This window comes from Hufsiella arboris, from assembly GCF_009834875.1.
Lineage (GTDB): Bacteria > Bacteroidota > Bacteroidia > Sphingobacteriales > Sphingobacteriaceae > Hufsiella_A > Hufsiella_A arboris.
Genome location: NZ_WVHT01000012.1, coordinates 28,467 through 44,271, shown reverse-complemented (window position 1 = coordinate 44,271; position 15,805 = coordinate 28,467). Strand labels below are relative to the sequence as shown.

General features: G+C 40.3%; 18 protein-coding genes and 1 tRNA gene. 9 read left to right on the top strand and 10 right to left on the bottom strand.

Going from position 1 to position 15,805, the window contains the following annotated elements; genetic code table 11:
- Window positions 1–2: 2 nt before the first annotated feature.
- A complete protein-coding gene (locus GS399_RS18800; protein WP_160846206.1) occupies window positions 3–221 on the bottom strand; it encodes a hypothetical protein in 219 nt (72 codons plus the stop codon).
- 175 nt (window positions 222–396) lie between these two features.
- Between GS399_RS18800 and GS399_RS20725 the strand changes: the two genes are divergently transcribed.
- Window positions 397–570 (top strand): DUF6496 domain-containing protein, encoded by a 174-nt coding sequence (locus GS399_RS20725; RefSeq protein ID WP_202409514.1) that lies wholly within the window; start codon window positions 397–399, stop codon window positions 568–570.
- 38 nt (window positions 571–608) lie between these two features.
- Here the strand turns inward: GS399_RS20725 and GS399_RS18795 are convergent, their stop codons facing one another.
- A complete protein-coding gene (locus GS399_RS18795; RefSeq protein WP_160846205.1) occupies window positions 609–1,394 on the bottom strand; it encodes a 5'-nucleotidase, lipoprotein e(P4) family in 786 nt (261 codons plus the stop codon).
- A gap of 350 nt (window positions 1,395–1,744) precedes the next feature.
- Window positions 1,745–2,974: an NADP-dependent isocitrate dehydrogenase gene (locus tag GS399_RS18785; protein WP_160846203.1), complete on the bottom strand. Its 1,230-nt coding sequence runs from the start codon at window positions 2,972–2,974 to the stop codon at window positions 1,745–1,747.
- 136 nt (window positions 2,975–3,110) lie between these two features.
- Here GS399_RS18785 and GS399_RS18780 point away from each other — a divergent pair, with 136 nt between their 5' ends.
- Window positions 3,111–3,533: a hypothetical protein gene (locus GS399_RS18780; protein WP_160846202.1), complete on the top strand. Its 423-nt coding sequence runs from the start codon at window positions 3,111–3,113 to the stop codon at window positions 3,531–3,533.
- A 78-nt stretch (window positions 3,534–3,611) separates the two neighbouring features.
- On the opposite strand, the gene GS399_RS18775 is transcribed toward GS399_RS18780, so the two are convergent.
- Complete coding sequence (locus GS399_RS18775) at window positions 3,612–5,447, bottom strand: DNA polymerase III subunit gamma/tau (protein ID WP_160846201.1); 1,836 nt, start codon at window positions 5,445–5,447, stop codon at window positions 3,612–3,614.
- A 93-nt stretch (window positions 5,448–5,540) separates the two neighbouring features.
- Between GS399_RS18775 and GS399_RS18770 the strand changes: the two genes are divergently transcribed.
- The 5 genes from GS399_RS18770 to mtgA all read left to right on the top strand — a co-directional run bounded on the left by GS399_RS18770 (window position 5,541) and on the right by mtgA (window position 8,545).
- The gene (locus GS399_RS18770) at window positions 5,541–6,161 is read left to right on the top strand and encodes a Uma2 family endonuclease (protein ID WP_237488002.1); all 621 of its coding nucleotides are present in this window, start codon (window positions 5,541–5,543) and stop codon (window positions 6,159–6,161) included.
- A 505-nt stretch (window positions 6,162–6,666) separates the two neighbouring features.
- Window positions 6,667–7,035: a 30S ribosomal protein S6 gene (gene rpsF / locus GS399_RS18765; protein ID WP_160846199.1), complete on the top strand. Its 369-nt coding sequence runs from the start codon at window positions 6,667–6,669 to the stop codon at window positions 7,033–7,035.
- Window positions 7,035–7,298 carry a 30S ribosomal protein S18 gene (rpsR, locus tag GS399_RS18760; protein ID WP_160846198.1) on the top strand — a complete coding sequence of 88 codons (264 nt, stop codon included), beginning with the start codon at window positions 7,035–7,037 and terminating at the stop codon, window positions 7,296–7,298. Before rpsF ends, rpsR begins: the two co-directional genes overlap by 1 nt.
- A gap of 13 nt (window positions 7,299–7,311) precedes the next feature.
- On the top strand, window positions 7,312–7,755 hold the full coding sequence (gene rplI, locus GS399_RS18755) for a 50S ribosomal protein L9 (protein ID WP_160846197.1): 444 nt from the start codon (window positions 7,312–7,314) through the stop codon (window positions 7,753–7,755).
- A 67-nt stretch (window positions 7,756–7,822) separates the two neighbouring features.
- A complete protein-coding gene (gene mtgA / locus GS399_RS18750) occupies window positions 7,823–8,545 on the top strand; it encodes a monofunctional biosynthetic peptidoglycan transglycosylase (protein ID WP_160846196.1) in 723 nt (240 codons plus the stop codon).
- Here mtgA and GS399_RS18745 read toward each other — a convergent pair.
- The 3 genes from GS399_RS18745 to GS399_RS18735 all read right to left on the bottom strand — a co-directional run bounded on the left by GS399_RS18745 (window position 8,535) and on the right by GS399_RS18735 (window position 11,798).
- The gene (locus GS399_RS18745; RefSeq protein WP_160846195.1) at window positions 8,535–8,825 is read right to left on the bottom strand and encodes a YciI family protein; all 291 of its coding nucleotides are present in this window, start codon (window positions 8,823–8,825) and stop codon (window positions 8,535–8,537) included. The two genes, mtgA and GS399_RS18745, sit on opposite strands and share 11 nt — an antisense overlap.
- 5 nt (window positions 8,826–8,830) lie before the next feature.
- Entirely contained in the window at window positions 8,831–11,242 is a 2,412-nt protein-coding gene (locus GS399_RS18740; RefSeq protein ID WP_160846194.1) for an AsmA family protein, read from the bottom strand.
- Between the two features lie 70 nt (window positions 11,243–11,312).
- Window positions 11,313–11,798 (bottom strand): ABC transporter ATPase, encoded by a 486-nt coding sequence (locus tag GS399_RS18735; RefSeq protein WP_160846193.1) that lies wholly within the window; start codon window positions 11,796–11,798, stop codon window positions 11,313–11,315.
- A 52-nt stretch (window positions 11,799–11,850) separates the two neighbouring features.
- Between GS399_RS18735 and GS399_RS18730 the strand changes: the two genes are divergently transcribed.
- Window positions 11,851–12,324 (top strand): hypothetical protein, encoded by a 474-nt coding sequence (locus GS399_RS18730; RefSeq protein WP_160846192.1) that lies wholly within the window; start codon window positions 11,851–11,853, stop codon window positions 12,322–12,324.
- Window positions 12,325–12,550: 226 nt separating this feature from the next.
- Here GS399_RS18730 and GS399_RS18725 read toward each other — a convergent pair whose 3' ends face one another.
- Both GS399_RS18725 and GS399_RS18720 read right to left on the bottom strand, forming a co-directional pair.
- Window positions 12,551–13,333 carry a (Fe-S)-binding protein gene (locus tag GS399_RS18725; RefSeq protein ID WP_237488001.1) on the bottom strand — a complete coding sequence of 261 codons (783 nt, stop codon included), beginning with the start codon at window positions 13,331–13,333 and terminating at the stop codon, window positions 12,551–12,553.
- A gap of 16 nt (window positions 13,334–13,349) precedes the next feature.
- On the bottom strand, window positions 13,350–14,645 hold the full coding sequence (locus GS399_RS18720; protein WP_160846190.1) for a 4Fe-4S dicluster domain-containing protein: 1,296 nt from the start codon (window positions 14,643–14,645) through the stop codon (window positions 13,350–13,352).
- A 178-nt stretch (window positions 14,646–14,823) separates the two neighbouring features.
- On the opposite strand from GS399_RS18720, the gene GS399_RS18715 reads away from it, so the two are divergent.
- Window positions 14,824–14,899, top strand: a tRNA-Phe gene (locus tag GS399_RS18715).
- A gap of 55 nt (window positions 14,900–14,954) precedes the next feature.
- Here the strand turns inward: GS399_RS18715 and GS399_RS18710 are convergent.
- Entirely contained in the window at window positions 14,955–15,761 is an 807-nt protein-coding gene (locus GS399_RS18710) for a penicillin-binding transpeptidase domain-containing protein (RefSeq protein ID WP_160846189.1), read from the bottom strand.
- Between the last annotated feature and the right edge of the window lie 44 nt (window positions 15,762–15,805).

Sequence of the window (15,805 nt, the reverse complement as noted above, 5' to 3'; positions counted from 1 at the left end):
TGCTATTTCAGGATAGTAAAAACTGCTTTAAAGCCTATAATAATTCCGATAATTAACAAAATATTGGAAGCAAGATCAAGCATGCTGTTATCGCCAAAGAAGCGCAAAATAACACCTAAAAATCCAATTGCAACGGCAGCAACTATAATGATGTAATGACTGCTGGCGTTTGAATGCTCTAAACTTTCTTGCTTGGTGTATATTTTTGTTTCGTCTGCCATGTTTTAAAATTTGGCGCTAAAATACAAATCAGATTTAAATAGCAAGAACTTAAGTGAAGAAAGGTGTGTCGATCGGTTCTTTAATGCTGCTATTAAAGGAGACAAACGGCCCGAGTTTCAATCATGAACCAATTCCATTTTCTCTTGTTATCCTGATATCTAATTGGAAAACATCATGGCAAAATATTCAGAAAAAGCACAGGAAAAGGTGCATGATACGATGCACGAAATGAAAGAAGGAAAACTGAAATCCGGATCTGGTAAAAAAGTAACTTCAAAGAAACAGGCTGTTGCAATCGGATTATCGGAAGCCCGGAAAGAAGGGGCAAAGGTTCCCAAAAAGAAATAAACAATTAAGGCTTAGTTACATAACTAAGCCTTAATTGTTTAAAAAGATTTCAGCTTCGTGCTTTTAATCTCCGATTTTTCCTGTTCTGTTAATCCTTTTTTATTATCGAAAATCGCGGATTCCCAGTCGCCGTACATTGGATTGGGCAGCATAATGAACTTTCTGCCAAATTCATTGCGCAAGCTGTCCACAGCGGTGTTTCGGTCGGTTTGATTGCGCTGGTAAAACACTTCCGCGAAATCGCCAAGATTATCGCCGCAAAGCATTACGATATTATAATTTTTAAGAACTTCCTGGCGCCTAGCTTCTTTATTAGATGTTTTGTCTTTTAGCATCAAATGTTTCTGATCCGCAAACGGGAATCCCCAGTCGACAAGGTTTTTTAATGTTGTAGCGCTCTCATCCAAACCCCGGTTGCTGATATAAAACGTTTCCACGCCTTTTTTCGCTGCATATTTCAAAAAACTCAATGCGCCCGGAACGGTGTCGGCCTTGGCAAGGTCCGTCCATGCTTTCCAGTCGTTATAATTAAACACGCCGCCTTTTTGCAGTTGTTTACCTTCAGCGGGCGAATTGTCGAGAACAGTTTCATCAATATCAACCACGATACATCTTTTCTTTGCCGATTTCGTTTTCAGCGCCTGGTCAAGACTAAGCTTTGCAAAATTATAGCCTTGAAAACAGAGAGCGCGGTACTCGCCAGAATATTGCTGCCAGAGAACAGCATTAACGTTGTCGTGGGAGTAGGATGGGTAGTTTTCAGTCTGCGCGTACGATTTAGAAATTGTAAAAACCAGTGCAACGCATAAAAGTCTTTTAAGCATCAACAAAGATAAGGATGCCGAAGTAATTTGTGAGCTGGAAAATTGTTGGATTTAATTCCGGAGGCCTAAAAATAGTGTAAATGCCACAACAATAACGAGCATGAATAACAGGAATATATATGTTTTCCAGCTGGCGAAATTCAAAGTCCAGCCCATTGCCCGTGATTGTTTAGGCACTACGGTTCTATAATCGTTTTTGTTAAAGTAGAAGATGCCGTATTTGTAATTGAAAAGGTTATCTACAGGATCCATATTAAGCCGGAGGAAATATCAAGACGAATTTAAAAAATAACTGCCTATAAATACAAAAGTCCGGCTCATCGCCGGACTTTCCCTAAAAAATTTAAATCTTACTTACCTAGTTTCGCTTTCAGATTCTGATCAATTGCATCCAAAAATTCTTCTGTGTACAAATAATCTGTTCCGTGCTCAACATTTGGTTTAATGCTGATCGCCAAATCCTTGGTCATTTTACCGCTTTCAACAGTTTCGATACAAACTTTTTCTAAGGTATGACAGAAATCGATTAGCTCTTGATTACCATCCAGTTTACCGCGGAATTCCAAACCTCTTGTCCATGCAAAAATAGAAGCAATTGGGTTTGTAGAAGTTGGACGGCCTTTCTGGTGTTCGCGGTAGTGGCGTGTTACTGTGCCATGGGCAGCTTCCGCTTCCATAACGGTTCCATCTGGTGTAACCAAAGTTGAAGTCATTAATCCTAATGAACCAAAGCCCTGAGCAACTGTGTCCGACTGAACATCACCATCATAGTTTTTACAAGCCCAAACAAAGTTTCCGTTCCATTTCAACGCTGATGCAACCATGTCATCAATTAAGCGATGTTCATAAACGATACCTTTTTCGTCAAATTTCGCTTTATAGTCAGCCTGGAAAATTTCTTCAAAAATATCTTTAAAACGGCCGTCGTATTTTTTAAGGATGGTGTTTTTGGTTGATAAATATAAAGGCCAGCCTTTTTGTAAAGCGGTGTTAAAGCATGAGTGTGCGAAGCCGCGGATTGATTCATCCGTGTTATACATGGTTAATGCAACACCATCCCCTTTGAAATTGTAAACTTCGTATGACTGCGTTTCACCGCCATCTTCCGGAGTGAACGTAACGGTAAGCTTGCCTTTTCCTTTAGTAAGGAAATCGGTTGCGCGGTATTGATCTCCAAAGGCATGGCGACCGATGCAAATAGGAGCAGTCCAGTTTGGAACCAAACGTGGCACGTTGCTCATTACAATAGGCTCACGGAAAACAGTACCATCAAGAATATTACGGATAGTTCCGTTCGGCGATTTCCACATTTGTTTCAGGTTGAACTCTTTTACACGAGCTTCGTCAGGAGTAATCGTGGCACATTTAATACCAACGCCATATTGTTTGATCGCGTTGGCCGCGTCAACTGTTACCTGATCGTCGGTTTGGTCGCGGTATTCCATGCCCAAATCATAATATTTGATATCCAGGTCCAGGTAAGGAGTGATCAGTTTATCTTTAATAAATTTCCAGATGATGCGGGTCATTTCGTCACCATCAAGCTCCACAACCGGATTGGCTACTTTTATTTTTTCCATGATTTAAAAATTATCGGGTATTCAAATGAGCCGTAAAAATAAGAAGATCAGTCGAGTTGACAAGTAAAGAATGCGAAATTGAGGTGCTTCGAGAACTATAATGAAAATTGAATGTTTAACCTGAAAATAATTAAGAATGGCATTACCAGATGAGAATTTCCCTGAACTTAACGATACCGGTTCAGATAGAGACCGCACATTAAAAGACGATCTCGGTGAAACTATTGATCAAAATGATCTCGCTTTTAATGAAGAGGAAAATAGTTATGAACTTGATGTAAAAAGTGATGATCCGGACTATGATCACCCCGATCCTTATGATACTGCAGCCCCAAACGGTGAAGATGACAACTCGGATTGGGACGAGGCAAATCCGTATGTAGGCGACGAATATGATAAGGATCTGTCATTAGAAACTGAGGTTGACAAGTTAGGAATGCATATCGACAAGGGTTCTATTGTGGAAGTTGATCCTGTTGATGAGAAGCTTGCCGAAACTGAAGAGGATAAACGTGACGACCTGGATGAAGAGGGTTATCCAAAAAATGACCAAGTTTAGCAGATAAAGGATAAATATGAAGGAGTAAGGATGGCACTCGGCCTGTCTTTATTCCTTTATCTTGTCATCTTTACTCCCTTATTCTATTCCCAAATTAAAGTGCCTTCTGAATTCTTCCAGCGCAGGATTTTTTTCTACCATGTGCTGATATTTTTCGTTTGAGGTATACAACCTCCTTTTCGTCGTTTGCTCGGCTTGTTTCGGTACGATATCGATACTGAAGTTTTTAAGTTCGACACGTAGAAAGTTCAACAGATCAATTTTTTCAAGGATCAAAAGATCTTGCTGAATTTTGTTTTCGATGATCACTTCAATTTTCCAGTCAGGAAGCAGCACCGGCGGATTGGAAGTCATCACAGTAAATAAATTTAGCTTCGCTGCAGCCTTTGATTTTGAAGCATATTCATGCCAGAGCTTTAGAAAGTCATCATTTGAAAAGGCGTTTTTAGCGTCACCTGAAATATACTGAGGTTCGTCTGACTCAGCGACTTCTGATTTCACCGTGAGGTCATTCAAATTAGGTATTAACGATGAAGTGACGAGACCGGGCTTTGGCATCGTGACTTTTGGCTTTTCAACCGGAACCGCCTTGGGCTCAACCGGCAAATCAGCTGCTTCAGAATCTCCACTAGCAGGGCCATCGTTTTCTTTTTTCAGCGGTTGATTTTCAATCCCTTCGTTAGATGTTACCGAAGTTTTTGGAGTGGTGTTTTCGACGTTTTGCTTTGGACTTTCAGTTTCTGATATTAATGTATCAGGTTTTTTTTTTAAGTCCCTTTCGGAATCGTTGTTTGAAACTGGAAGATTTACGAGGTTTATAGCCGATGCGATGTGGCACATTTTGATCAGCGCCATTTCCACCTGCAAGCGTTGATTTTTGCTTTGTTTATAATTAAGATCGCACTGGTTAGCAATGTTTAAGGCTGAAAGTAAGAAAGAGGCAGAAGTAGCCTGTGATTGCTGCAGATATTTTTGCCTGATTCCCTCACTTACTTCCAACAATTTCAGTGTAGTGGGATCTTTTCCCACTAACAGGTTACGGAAATGCGAAGCAAGGCCAATGATGAAATTGTTTCCATCGAAGCCATTAGCCAGAATATCGTCGAAAATTACAAGCGTTTGAGCTACATTTTCCTTTAAAAGGAAATCAGTGAGCTTGAAATAATAGTCGTAATCTAAAATATTCAGATTGTCGATTACCGCTTTGTACGTTATATTACGGTTTGAAAAACTGGCAATCTGGTCGAACATGGACAGTGCGTCGCGCAAGCCGCCATCGGCTTTTTGGGCAATAAGATGGAGCCCGTCGTTATCAAATGCTATATCTTCTTTGTCAGCTATCGAGGCAAGATGACTGGCCATATCTTCGACGCGAATACGGTTGAAATCGAAAATCTGGCAGCGCGATAAGATCGTCGGAAGGATTTTATGTTTTTCGGTAGTAGCGAGAATGAAGATTGCATAGGAAGGCGGTTCTTCCAGCGTTTTAAGAAAGGCATTGAACGCCGCCTGCGACAGCATATGAATCTCATCAATAATATAGATTTTATATTTTCCGCTTTGTGGCGGAATGCGAACCTGCTCGATCAGGCTGCGAATATCATCAACGGAGTTGTTTGAAGCGGCGTCAAGTTCATGAATGCTGAACGAATTTCCATTTTGAAATGAAAGACAGGACTCGCAAACGCCACAGGGCTCAATATTTGGCGATAAATTTTGGCAGTTAATTGTTTTCGCAAGAATACGCGCGCAGGTTGTTTTACCAACGCCGCGTGGTCCGCAAAATAAAAATGCCTGAGCCAGTTGATTGTTTTTAATGGCATTTTTCAGCGTATTGGTAATATGCTGCTGTCCGACAACGCTTTCAAACGTTACCGGCCTGTATTTCCTTGCTGAAACAATGAAGTTTTCCATCGCCACGAAAATAAGAAGAAGAAGCGAATTATAAAGCAGCGCCCGGATAATCTGTGCGAAAAAAATTAGTATTTTTGATTAAGCATGTCGAATATGAAGGATTATAAAATCGTCGAAGATCCGATTATAAGTCGCGTAGAAGATATTGATTTTTCCGGATCGTATACTTATGCAGATTACTTTAAATGGGAATTTGATGAACGCCTGGAAATAATTAAAGGGAAAATATTTAATATGAGCCCTGCACCCGGATCAATTCATCAGCGCGTTTCGGGTATAGTGTTTAACAATATATTCAATTATTTAAAAGGAAAGCCTTGCGAAGTTTTTTCTGCTCCATTTGATGTTCGGTTGTATCGTACATCAAAAGCCGACGAACAAATAAAAACGGTTTTGCAGCCCGATTTATGTGTTATCTGTGATCCTTCAAAGGTTGACCTTCGCGGCTGTATCGGCGCACCGGATATTGTAGTTGAGATTCTTTCCAAAGGAAATAACAAGAAGGAGTTGAAAAACAAGTATGAAGTGTATGAAGAATTTGGCGTCAAAGAATACTGGATTATTCATCCTGAAGAAAAAACCTTTTTTAAATATATTTTGAACGAAGAAGGAAAATTTGTCCCGTCGCGGCTTCTTACCATTGGTGACGAGGTAGCAACTGAAGTTTTACCCGGATTTGTGCTTTCGCTCGAAGATGTTTTTGCAGATAGATAAGTTTTTGGATTACAAATCCATTGTTATTACGTCTGGATTTTAAATCCCGACGAGCGTTACGGGGCTGAGAAACAAGCTCGACCAGAACGCTGGCAATTCGATAATAGCTGCACAACAGAAGTATTTAAACCCGATTGAAACGGATACCGGCCAATGTGCTGAAGGCCTGCAGGCGTATGAGTGTAAAGCGGGAACAAACTTTAATAAAGGAAATGGCATTGCTTTTCAAAAAACATTCCCAATAATTTATTGTAATAACTCGCCCCGTAGTTTGTGGCATATTCTCTCCAACTAACTACATCCAATAAATACCAGCTAAAACGGAGAAATTAGAATCAAGAATCGTAACGTTTTGGCAAAACTTACCGACGAACTTCATACCTATTAAATACAATCGAAAACAAACACATTATATCTTCTAAACAATTTCCGCACAACCGCTTGAATATCATAACAAATATCCCTACATTTGCGTCCCCGTTTAGGGGAATAAAAACAAACAGTAATGCAACAATACGAATCAGTAATCATTCTGACCCCGTTGTTATCTGAAGATGCTGCGAAAGAGGTAGTTACCAAATTCACAAAAATCTTAACAGATGGCGGAGCCGAAATTATCCAGGAGGATAATTGGGGTCTGAAGAAACTTGCGTATCCTATTCAAAAGAAAACAACAGGATACTATCACCTAACTGAATTTAAGGCTCCGGGTGAATTAATTAACAAGCTGGAGGTTGAATTTAAACGTGATGAGCGAGTTATGCGTTTCCTAACAATTGCGTTAGATAAACATGCCACGGCTTACAACGAGAAAAAACGCAGCGGCGCTTTCAACAAAAAGAAAGATGCTAAATCAGAGGAGGTAGCAGGCTAATGGCAAAAGAACAAATCCAATACGTTACCGCTCCAAAAGTGGAGGATAACCGTAAAAAGTATTGCCGTTTCAAAAAGAACGGTATCAAATACATCGATTACAAAGACGCAAACTTTTTATTGAAGTTTATTAACGACCAGGGTAAATTATTACCACGCCGTTTAACAGGTACTTCATTGAAGTTCCAGCGTAAAGTGGCTCAGGCTGTTAAGCGTGCCCGTCACATCGGTTTATTACCTTATGTTGCAGATTCATTAAAATAGGGGGATAAGCGAAATGGAAATTATTTTAAAACAAGATATCAAGAATCTGGGCGAGAAGGACGACGTAGTAAACGTTAAGCCAGGATACGGACGCAATTACCTGATTCCTCAGGGATTTGCAATTTTGGCAACTTCTTCCGCTAAGAAAGTTTTGGCTGAGAACTTGAAACAAGCTCAGTTTAAACAAGATAAAATTAAAAACGATGCTCAGGCAATTGCTACTAAATTGGAAGGCGTTAAGCTTACAATTGGTGCAAAAGCAGGTGAAAGCGGAAAAATATTCGGTGCGGTTAATACCATCCAGGTTGCTGATGCATTGAAGAAAGAAGGCTTTGACGTTGATCGTCGTCGGATTACATTCGAAACTGAACCAAAATTTGTTGGCGAGTATGTTGCTAACTTAAACCTTCATAAAGAGGTTAAGGTTAAAGTTCCTTTCGAGGTAGTTGCCGAATAAGTTTTTTTGAAAAACACCATGAAAAGGTACTTCAATTGGAGTACCTTTTTTATTTTTGGAGCCTCTGATGGCGAAGAAAAAATCTCCTGCAAAAAGCAAAAAGTCCAGCTTTTTCTCTAAAACTCTCACTTTTATCCGCAAGGCTGTAATCATTTATATTTGTGTTACAGTAGCCTGGGTTTTACTTTATCGTTTTATTAATCCTCCGATTACATGGCTGATGCTTCAGCGAGGGATTGAAAGAAAGTTTGACGGTAAAGAATGGAAGATTGAAAAACACTGGCTGTCTTTTGACGAACTTTCAAATAATCTGAAGCTAGCGGCAATGGCCGGCGAAGACGCCCGTTTTTTACAGCATTGGGGTTTTGATTTGCAAGCTATTCAGAAAGCCTATAAAAAGAATGAACAGGGGAAGAAAGTGAGAGGAGGAAGTACGATCAGTCAGCAAACGGCAAAAAACGTATTTCTCTGGCCGGGACGATCATGGATCCGCAAAGGATTTGAAGCCTATTTTACCGCGCTTATTGAGATTTTCTGGAGCAAAAAGAGGATCATGGAAGTTTACCTGAATGTCATCGAAATGGGCGATGGAATTTACGGAGCAGATGCCGCGACACAAACTTATTATCAGAAGCCGGCAACCAGTTTATCCAAAGGTGAGGCGGCTATGCTGGTGGCAATTTTGCCGCTTCCGTTACATTGGACACCAAAACATCCAACGCGATATAACTACTACAAACAGCGCTTGATTCTTCGAAATATGCGGAATATGGGAAAAGTTAAGTTTTGAGAATGCTTTTAAGTTTTGTATTCGTCTGCGATGCGTTGAACTCGGTAACAGTAAAGGTTGCCAGTTTATGTTTATAAAAAGGATCATGCTGCATGATTTGCTCGATTTCTTTCAAGCTGTCTGCTTGCGCAATGATGATACCGCCGGTTCTTGGTTTTTTTCTTCCGGACATTAAGAATATATCCTCCTTATAGTATTTGTCCAGAAACTTAACGTGCGAGGACATGTGCTGATCGATTTCATCGAGCGATGAGATATAGGTTAAATCAATTACGAACATACTTTCTAATCATGATCTTTATTCCATTTAACCTTTAATTTTCCCTCTTCGTCTGTAGCTTTTAAATGTAATACCAGGCCTTTCATACGGCGTTCTTTCCGGAGTTTCTTGTCAGTAATATCGGCGTCTTTTTTCGGGTTGCGAATAGGCACGTCAACTTCGACGTTAGTTTTCCCCGGCGACAAACCATAGGTGCCCTTCACATTGAAATTCAGCACACTAGAGTTTATCTGCATAGGACTGATATCAACCTCATCTCCCTTGATTTTCAGCGTTCCATCGAGTGTTCCTATTTGGATATCATTGAAATCGCGGTTGGCAAAAACGAAACTGCCAACTTTTTGGATCGGTTCGAAATTAAGCAATGATGCTTTCTGTAAATTAAAAATAACTAACCCGTTCATAGAGCGCGGCAGCACCTTTCCAATATCAGAAATGTTTCCTGAAGCATTTACACGGGCAGACAGTAAACCGGTTAAATTTTTACTGGTTAACGTGGTTTGTCCGAAATTATTAAACGAGTAAAAAAAGTCTTTAACGTTTACGTGGCTGATTACAGAACTGATCGTAAATCTATTGCTGTTCGAGCCTGTTCGTACATTACCCGTTAACGAAAGATTGCCACCGGCATGGCTAACAGTCATTTTTTGCAGGTAGATACCATTTTCCGACAGCAAGATTCCGGCGTCAAGATTTCGCGCAATAAATTTATCGTAGATAGCCTTATTTACTTTCAGTTTCATTTGCACTTTTGATTGATCAAGCACATTGCTTAGCTGTTCAATGATGTTGTTTGACCGCTTTTTTTTCTTCGCATTTCGTGGGCCGAGAAATGGAATAAATTCATTTAAATACAGCTGCGGACTTTGGAGATTCCAGTTTAGTTCAATCTTTTCAGGCGCCGTATAATAAAAGTTCCAGAAATTTTGAACAGCACCATTTACATATAAAATGCTATTTCCTACCTGGAATCGTCCATTGTCCAGCGAAAATCTGTTCTGTCTGAAATTTAAGGTTAACGCGCTTTTTACCAAGTGTAATTTTCGGGGAATGTAAAGGATATCTGCGTCTTTAATATTTATAATCCCCGTTACCACCGGTTTTGTAAATTTAAAGCTATCGATATTTGCAACGTAGTTTAGCTTCAGGTCGGCTGTGCCATTCTTAAAATTGAAAGTCTCTCCGCCAAGCGACTGATTTAAATTATCTAGGGGAAACGTAGAAACGATTTTACCCCGCGCGATCGGATTCTTAAGGTCGGTAATGGTTAGTGTGTCGACGTTGAATGGTGCATTGTAATATTTGCCAGACAATTTTTTAAATCGGATCACAGAATTATGGTCGCTTACTTCCAGGGCGGTATTATTTCTGTTTGTGTACGTTCCATCAAAGCTGCAATCGGTAATGGTACCGCCCGGAAATTTTAAATTGTTATTCCTCACAGCGCACGAAACATTAATCAGCGGTTCTCCAGCCTTGCCAGTAGCCCCATTGATTCTTGCCTGAACATCCATTGGCTTCTCGATTTGAAACATCGCCAGTTTGCCGGAAATATTTGGCGGCAGTAAGGAGCCTGCGTTTTTAAACAAAATATTTTTAGCGGCCACATCGAGTATAAAATAGCCTGGTTTGTCATACGTGTCAATTTTAGCTCCAACAGTAAAATCATCGCCGCCGATATTCAATATACTTGGCTCAACCAAAATGAGTTTTTTATCAATAATATAATGAACGTCAAGGTTTCCTTTAATCGCCTTCTGTTTCATAAAGCTTCCCTTTCGGCTGTTGAATTCAAAATTGTTGACAAAGAGGTCAACTTTAGCTTTTACCGCCCACCCACTGTCAGGATAATCTACCTGTGCTTTAATATCGTGGATGTTGAAATTGAATAATTTGTATTTCCGGCGATTGTCAATAACAAGGTTGACATTGTTAAAGTCAAACTTCCCAAACTCCGGTGTGCCTTTTTTCGTTTTTTGTTCGGGTTTCTTTTTGGTTGGTGACTTAAATAGCGAAGTGTTGCTATATCCGGAAGTATCCGTGTAGATATAAATCGTTGCGTTATTAATTCCAATTTTTTTTATCTCAGTATTTCCCGCAATCAGCGACCACACATTAACTGATACATCAATATCTTTTGCACGTAACAAATCATGGCGGTGTGTTATCCACAAACTATCGCGTAGCAAAACATCTTTTAAAGAAACAGCTACTCCGGGAAATCCCTTGAAAAGTGAGGGTTCAATATCGCCAACAGTAAGCTTCCCGTGGATATTCTTATTTAGTTGGACCATGATTTTATCCAGTAAGGATTTTTTATTGGCCGAAACGTAAATTGATGCAGCAATTGACAGCAGAAGTAGAAAGCCAATAAGCGATCCGAAGACTATAAGGGAGATTTTCAGCCAGCGAGACATTCAGGGTGTACGGGTTTATTATATAAACCGACACTGCTTAATTTGTTTTGCAGAATGCAGTTATTGCTTGTCAGGCTTTTGCGAGTTCTCCAAATACCCTGGCATGCCAGCTTTTTGCATACGGTATTTCCCAAGATGTGTTCAGCTCAGCAAGTGTTTGAACCATGTTGTTAAACACAATTGTATTTTCATTAATCAAGGCCTCAATAATTTTAGCTTCGAATTCGCTTCGTGTACAGTCGATAATAAGATCATGATCCCGGTAAGCCAGATTGAACCTGTCAAATAAATTGAGATTGTACTGCTGATCAATTGCATGCAAAACCTTAACTGATTTGTCAATAGAACAGCCTGTGGCGCCCGCAACTGATTCGTCAATGATTAAAATGATAAATCTGTCATAGCGAATTTCAAATCCTGCTTCAAGATCATTCCCGTGAGCTTGCCATTGCCCGACGAAATTCTGCAGGATAGTGGAGATTTCGTGAACCTCTTGGCTAGTTAACGCTCGTTGCGACTGATATATCCAAATGCGGGAATGTTGAGAAAATTGCATTTCCAAAATTATTGAATTTATTAATTTGTATCGGTTTTTTACAAGCCTTATTATGTTAGCTTTTTGTAAGAAAAAAAAGGCATTTTATCTTTTGGTCGGCTTGATTGCTTTAGTTGGAAGCTTTGCTTTTAGAGGAGCAAACAGTAGTATAGAGGCGAGCAATCAATTTTTTTCCACAAGCTTCGATCCTGATTATGGCAAAACAAAGCTGAAAAAGTGGGAGCTGGCGATTACAGAAAACGGATTTTTCCGCTTACGCAAAACTTTGGCGAATGGCAAGCAGGAATATTATTCGTTCAACTTGTCGAAATTTGAAAGCCTGGACTACCTGGGCACAGAAAGTTCAGGGGTGCTTTCATTAAAAACTCAGAGCGACAACATTATTGTTCAAACATTCAACGACCCGGCCGGCAATATTGATTCAATGAGTCATCAGCTTGAAGTGCCGTTACGGAACATTAATCTTGACAATCTCAATAAACTTCCGGAAAATCTTGAGCAGATAAAAAAGAGCGCCGCTTATTAACCTCATTTTTTGATGAAAAACACCCGGATAAAAAAGGGTGTTTTCCCCCTCCCAAATACCGTGATATTACTCATCGTAATTCAAAAGCTTTGCCGCATTTTTGACGTATGGAACAATTAGGAATTAGTTCCCGGTTTTGATTCAGTTTTCGTATTGTCCTTCCTAAAATTAATAATAAAGTGTGTTTAGCAAAGCGGTTCCCGCCAGGGATTAACCGCTTTCTTTTTTATAAACCGTTAGCTCTTGCGGTAATTTCTGCAATGTCAAGTACGCTTACTTCCGTTTCTTTGTTGAAGTTTTTAACACCGTCGCGAAGCATTGTCATGCAGAAAGGACAGGCGGCGGCAACAACTTGCGGATTAGTTTGCAGCGCTTCCTCAATACGCTCTATATTTATGTCTTTAGCACCTTTTTCCGGTTCCTTAAACATCTGTGCACCGCCGGCTCCGCAGCATAAACCGTTACTACGGCAACGCTTCATTTCTACCAGTTCGGCATCCAGTACTTCGAGGGCGCGGCGGGGGGCTTCATAAACGCCATTGCCACGGCCTAGGTAACAAGGATCGTGAAAAGTTATTTTTTTCCCTTTAAAGCTTTCGCCTCCTTCAGCCTTCAATTTTCCTTCATCGATGAGTTGCTGAATGAGTTGAGAGTGATGAATAACATCGTAGTTGCCGCCCAACGCCGGATACTCATTTTTTAATGTATTAAAACAATGCGGGCACCCGGTAACAATTTTTTTTATTTGATAGCCATCCAACACCTGGATATTAGCCATCGCTTGCATTTGGAATAGAAATTCGTTTCCTGCTCTTTTTGCCGGATCGCCGGTGCAACTTTCTTCAGTTCCTAAAACGGCGAAACTGATACCGACATGGTCTAAAATTTTACAAATATCCCGTGTGATTTTTTGTGCGCGTTCATCGAAACTGCCTGCGCATCCAACCCAGAATAATATATCTGGCTGCTTGCCTTCTGAAAGCATTTCTGCCATTGTAGGTATAGTCATTTTCTTGCTGTAAATGTTATTGGTTAGCCCAGTTAAGCCGGTCTGCCGGAGAATATTTCCACGGAGCACCATTATTCTCAATATTGCCGAACATGCTGTTCAAGCTTGCCGCTGCCTGCGATTCTTCCATTACCGCGTATCGCCGCAATTCAACAATAATGTTAAGCGGATCGATGTTTACCGGGCAGGCGTCGGTACAGGCATTGCATGTTGTGCATGCCCAGATTTCTTCCCGTAAAATATAATCGTCGAGTAATGCTTTCCCATCCCGGTGATCTTTGCCGTGTTTGTCTATATTTTTTCCGATCTCGGTAATCCGGTCGCGGGTATCCATCATAATTTTTCTCGGTGAAAGAAGCTTGCCTGTGATGTTGGCGGGGCAAACAGAGGTGCAGCGGCCGCACTCAGTGCAGGTATATGCATCCATCAAATTTTTCCAAGTCAGATCGGTTGCATCTTTTGCGCCAAATCTGACAGGCTCAGCTGATGTGACCGGTGTGAATGATGGATCGAGCATCGCCTTTACTTCATTTGTTACGGACTGCATATCATCAAATTCTCCTTTTGGATTCAGCTTGGAAAAGTATGTATTTGGAAAAGCCAGTATGATATGGAAGTGCTTAGAGTAGGGAAGATAATTCAGGAACGCAAAAATTCCGACGATATGAAACCACCAGCAAATACGTTCGAGCAGAACCAGGCTTGATTCTGATGACGGTAGCAAAGGGCTCAGCCAGGAACTTACAGGGAAAGCACCGGCTTTGAGATAATGAGTAGCGCCTTCCAGTTGTAGTTTATGGTCAGCCGAATTCATTAGTAAAAATGCCGACATCAAAAGTATTTCGGCGAATAAGATGTAGTTGGCATCCGATCGCGGCCAGGATGTCATTTCGCGCGCCCAAAAGCGTTTTACTTTAACAATATTCCTTCTGATCAGGAAAACAGCACAAGAAATCCAAACTGCCAGAGCGAGCCATTCAAATGCTCCGATCAGGAAGCCATAAAAGCCGCCTAAGAATGAAAAAATGCGGTGTGTGCCGAATAAGCCATCAATCGCGATCTCTAACACTTCAATATTAATAATTACAAATCCGGCGTACACCAGAATGTGCAGGATACCAGGCACTGGCCTTACCACCATTTTGCTTTGCCCAAGTGCAACACGAGCCATTGTTGCCCATCGATCTGCTCGCCTGTCAGATCTGTCAAGCGGTTTGCCAAGTTTAATGTTCCGGACAATTTTACGAGCGTTATAAGTAAAAAGCCCGATAGCGGCTATGGTGACGAGTAAAAATATAATCTGACCAATCATTGCTTTTGCAGGTTTAGTACGAAGTTAGTGAATGCCGCAAAATAAAATTTATTATGCATGCATAAAAAATAAAATTTAGAATAAGTTTAAATCGGTGATTGTTTGAGGGTTCGAAAAAAAATGAAAAAATATTTTTTTAAGTCTAAAAAGACACTACATTTGCAGTCCCAAACGGGTTGGTACCTTAGCTCAGTTGGTAGAGCAAAGGACTGAAAATCCTTGTGTCCCTGGTTCGATTCCTGGAGGTACCACCACAAACCCTGTTTACGATAAGTAGACGGGGTTTTTTGTTTTTAGGTAAGTTGCTCTCTAATCTAAACTGATCAAATTTAATTCCTTGAATACTTGCCTCGTTATACTCATTCTGCTTTGAGAAAACTGATCGTTTTTTTCATTCAATGATTTTGTAACCCTGGTAGCAAAGAAGTAAATATTGTTGCCTGTTTCAACGTACCCAACCCACCAGCCATTATCAAAACCGTCGTATGACCATCCCGTTTTCGCATATAAGGAATATTTTGACGTTTGTTTAATCAACATCATATCTTTCACCTTATCTATGGTAGTTTTTGTAAACGGTAACTGATTTAGATATAAGGCCTTTAGAAAATTAATCTGGTTAATAGGCGATATTCCGAAACATCCATAATTCCAGAAGTCGCCATTTTTCCCGTGTTTGATTTTAAGATTGCCGTAATGTATTTTCCTTAGATAATGCTGATATGTTGTTATCCCTATTTTCTCGGCCATTTTTACATAAAACCAGATCGTAGAATTTTTGAATGCGTTCTTCATGTCTGTGCTTACGTTCCATTCTGGCACAATTGTTCCTTTAAAAGTTTTAGGCTGACCGTCGTACTGTATAATTACGTCAGTGTCAGCAATTGCCTTCGTATCCAAAGCAATCAGGGAGTTAGCTATTTTAAAAGTTGAGGCAGGCAAGGTTTTACGGGCGGCATCCCGCTTATCCGTGTAATGCCATTTATCCGCTTTTAAATCATAAACGGTTGTGCTGCCCTGCAATTTCAAAGCTTTGAAATGATCGATGTTTACTGCCTGTGAAAAAGCACAGGTCGGCAGAACAGTTAGAAGAAAACTTATTATTTTTTTCTGCATGTTGATTAGTACGGGTAGTTGACTTCCAAATATATTAAAGGTTA

Coding starts and splice junctions, on each gene's coding strand:
- GS399_RS18735 (WP_160846193.1), bottom strand. CDS start 11,798: ATGCAATTTTCTCAACATTCCCGCATTTGGATATATCAGTCGCAACGA.
- rplI (WP_160846197.1), top strand. CDS start 7,312: ATGGAAATTATTTTAAAACAAGATATCAAGAATCTGGGCGAGAAGGAC.
- GS399_RS20725 (WP_202409514.1), top strand. CDS start 397: ATGGCAAAATATTCAGAAAAAGCACAGGAAAAGGTGCATGATACGATG.
- GS399_RS18800 (WP_160846206.1), bottom strand. CDS start 221: ATGGCAGACGAAACAAAAATATACACCAAGCAAGAAAGTTTAGAGCAT.
- rpsR (WP_160846198.1), top strand. CDS start 7,035: ATGGCAAAAGAACAAATCCAATACGTTACCGCTCCAAAAGTGGAGGAT.
- GS399_RS18710 (WP_160846189.1), bottom strand. CDS start 15,761: ATGCAGAAAAAAATAATAAGTTTTCTTCTAACTGTTCTGCCGACCTGT.
- GS399_RS18720 (WP_160846190.1), bottom strand. CDS start 14,645: ATGATTGGTCAGATTATATTTTTACTCGTCACCATAGCCGCTATCGGG.
- GS399_RS18795 (WP_160846205.1), bottom strand. CDS start 1,394: ATGCTTAAAAGACTTTTATGCGTTGCACTGGTTTTTACAATTTCTAAA.
- GS399_RS18785 (WP_160846203.1), bottom strand. CDS start 2,974: ATGGAAAAAATAAAAGTAGCCAATCCGGTTGTGGAGCTTGATGGTGAC.
- mtgA (WP_160846196.1), top strand. CDS start 7,823: ATGGCGAAGAAAAAATCTCCTGCAAAAAGCAAAAAGTCCAGCTTTTTC.
- GS399_RS18745 (WP_160846195.1), bottom strand. CDS start 8,825: ATGTTCGTAATTGATTTAACCTATATCTCATCGCTCGATGAAATCGAT.
- GS399_RS18775 (WP_160846201.1), bottom strand. CDS start 5,447: ATGGAAAACTTCATTGTTTCAGCAAGGAAATACAGGCCGGTAACGTTT.
- GS399_RS18730 (WP_160846192.1), top strand. CDS start 11,851: ATGTTAGCTTTTTGTAAGAAAAAAAAGGCATTTTATCTTTTGGTCGGC.
- GS399_RS18770 (WP_237488002.1), top strand. CDS start 5,541: ATGAAGGATTATAAAATCGTCGAAGATCCGATTATAAGTCGCGTAGAA.
- GS399_RS18780 (WP_160846202.1), top strand. CDS start 3,111: ATGGCATTACCAGATGAGAATTTCCCTGAACTTAACGATACCGGTTCA.
- GS399_RS18740 (WP_160846194.1), bottom strand. CDS start 11,242: ATGTCTCGCTGGCTGAAAATCTCCCTTATAGTCTTCGGATCGCTTATT.
- rpsF (WP_160846199.1), top strand. CDS start 6,667: ATGCAACAATACGAATCAGTAATCATTCTGACCCCGTTGTTATCTGAA.
- GS399_RS18725 (WP_237488001.1), bottom strand. CDS start 13,333: ATGACTATACCTACAATGGCAGAAATGCTTTCAGAAGGCAAGCAGCCA.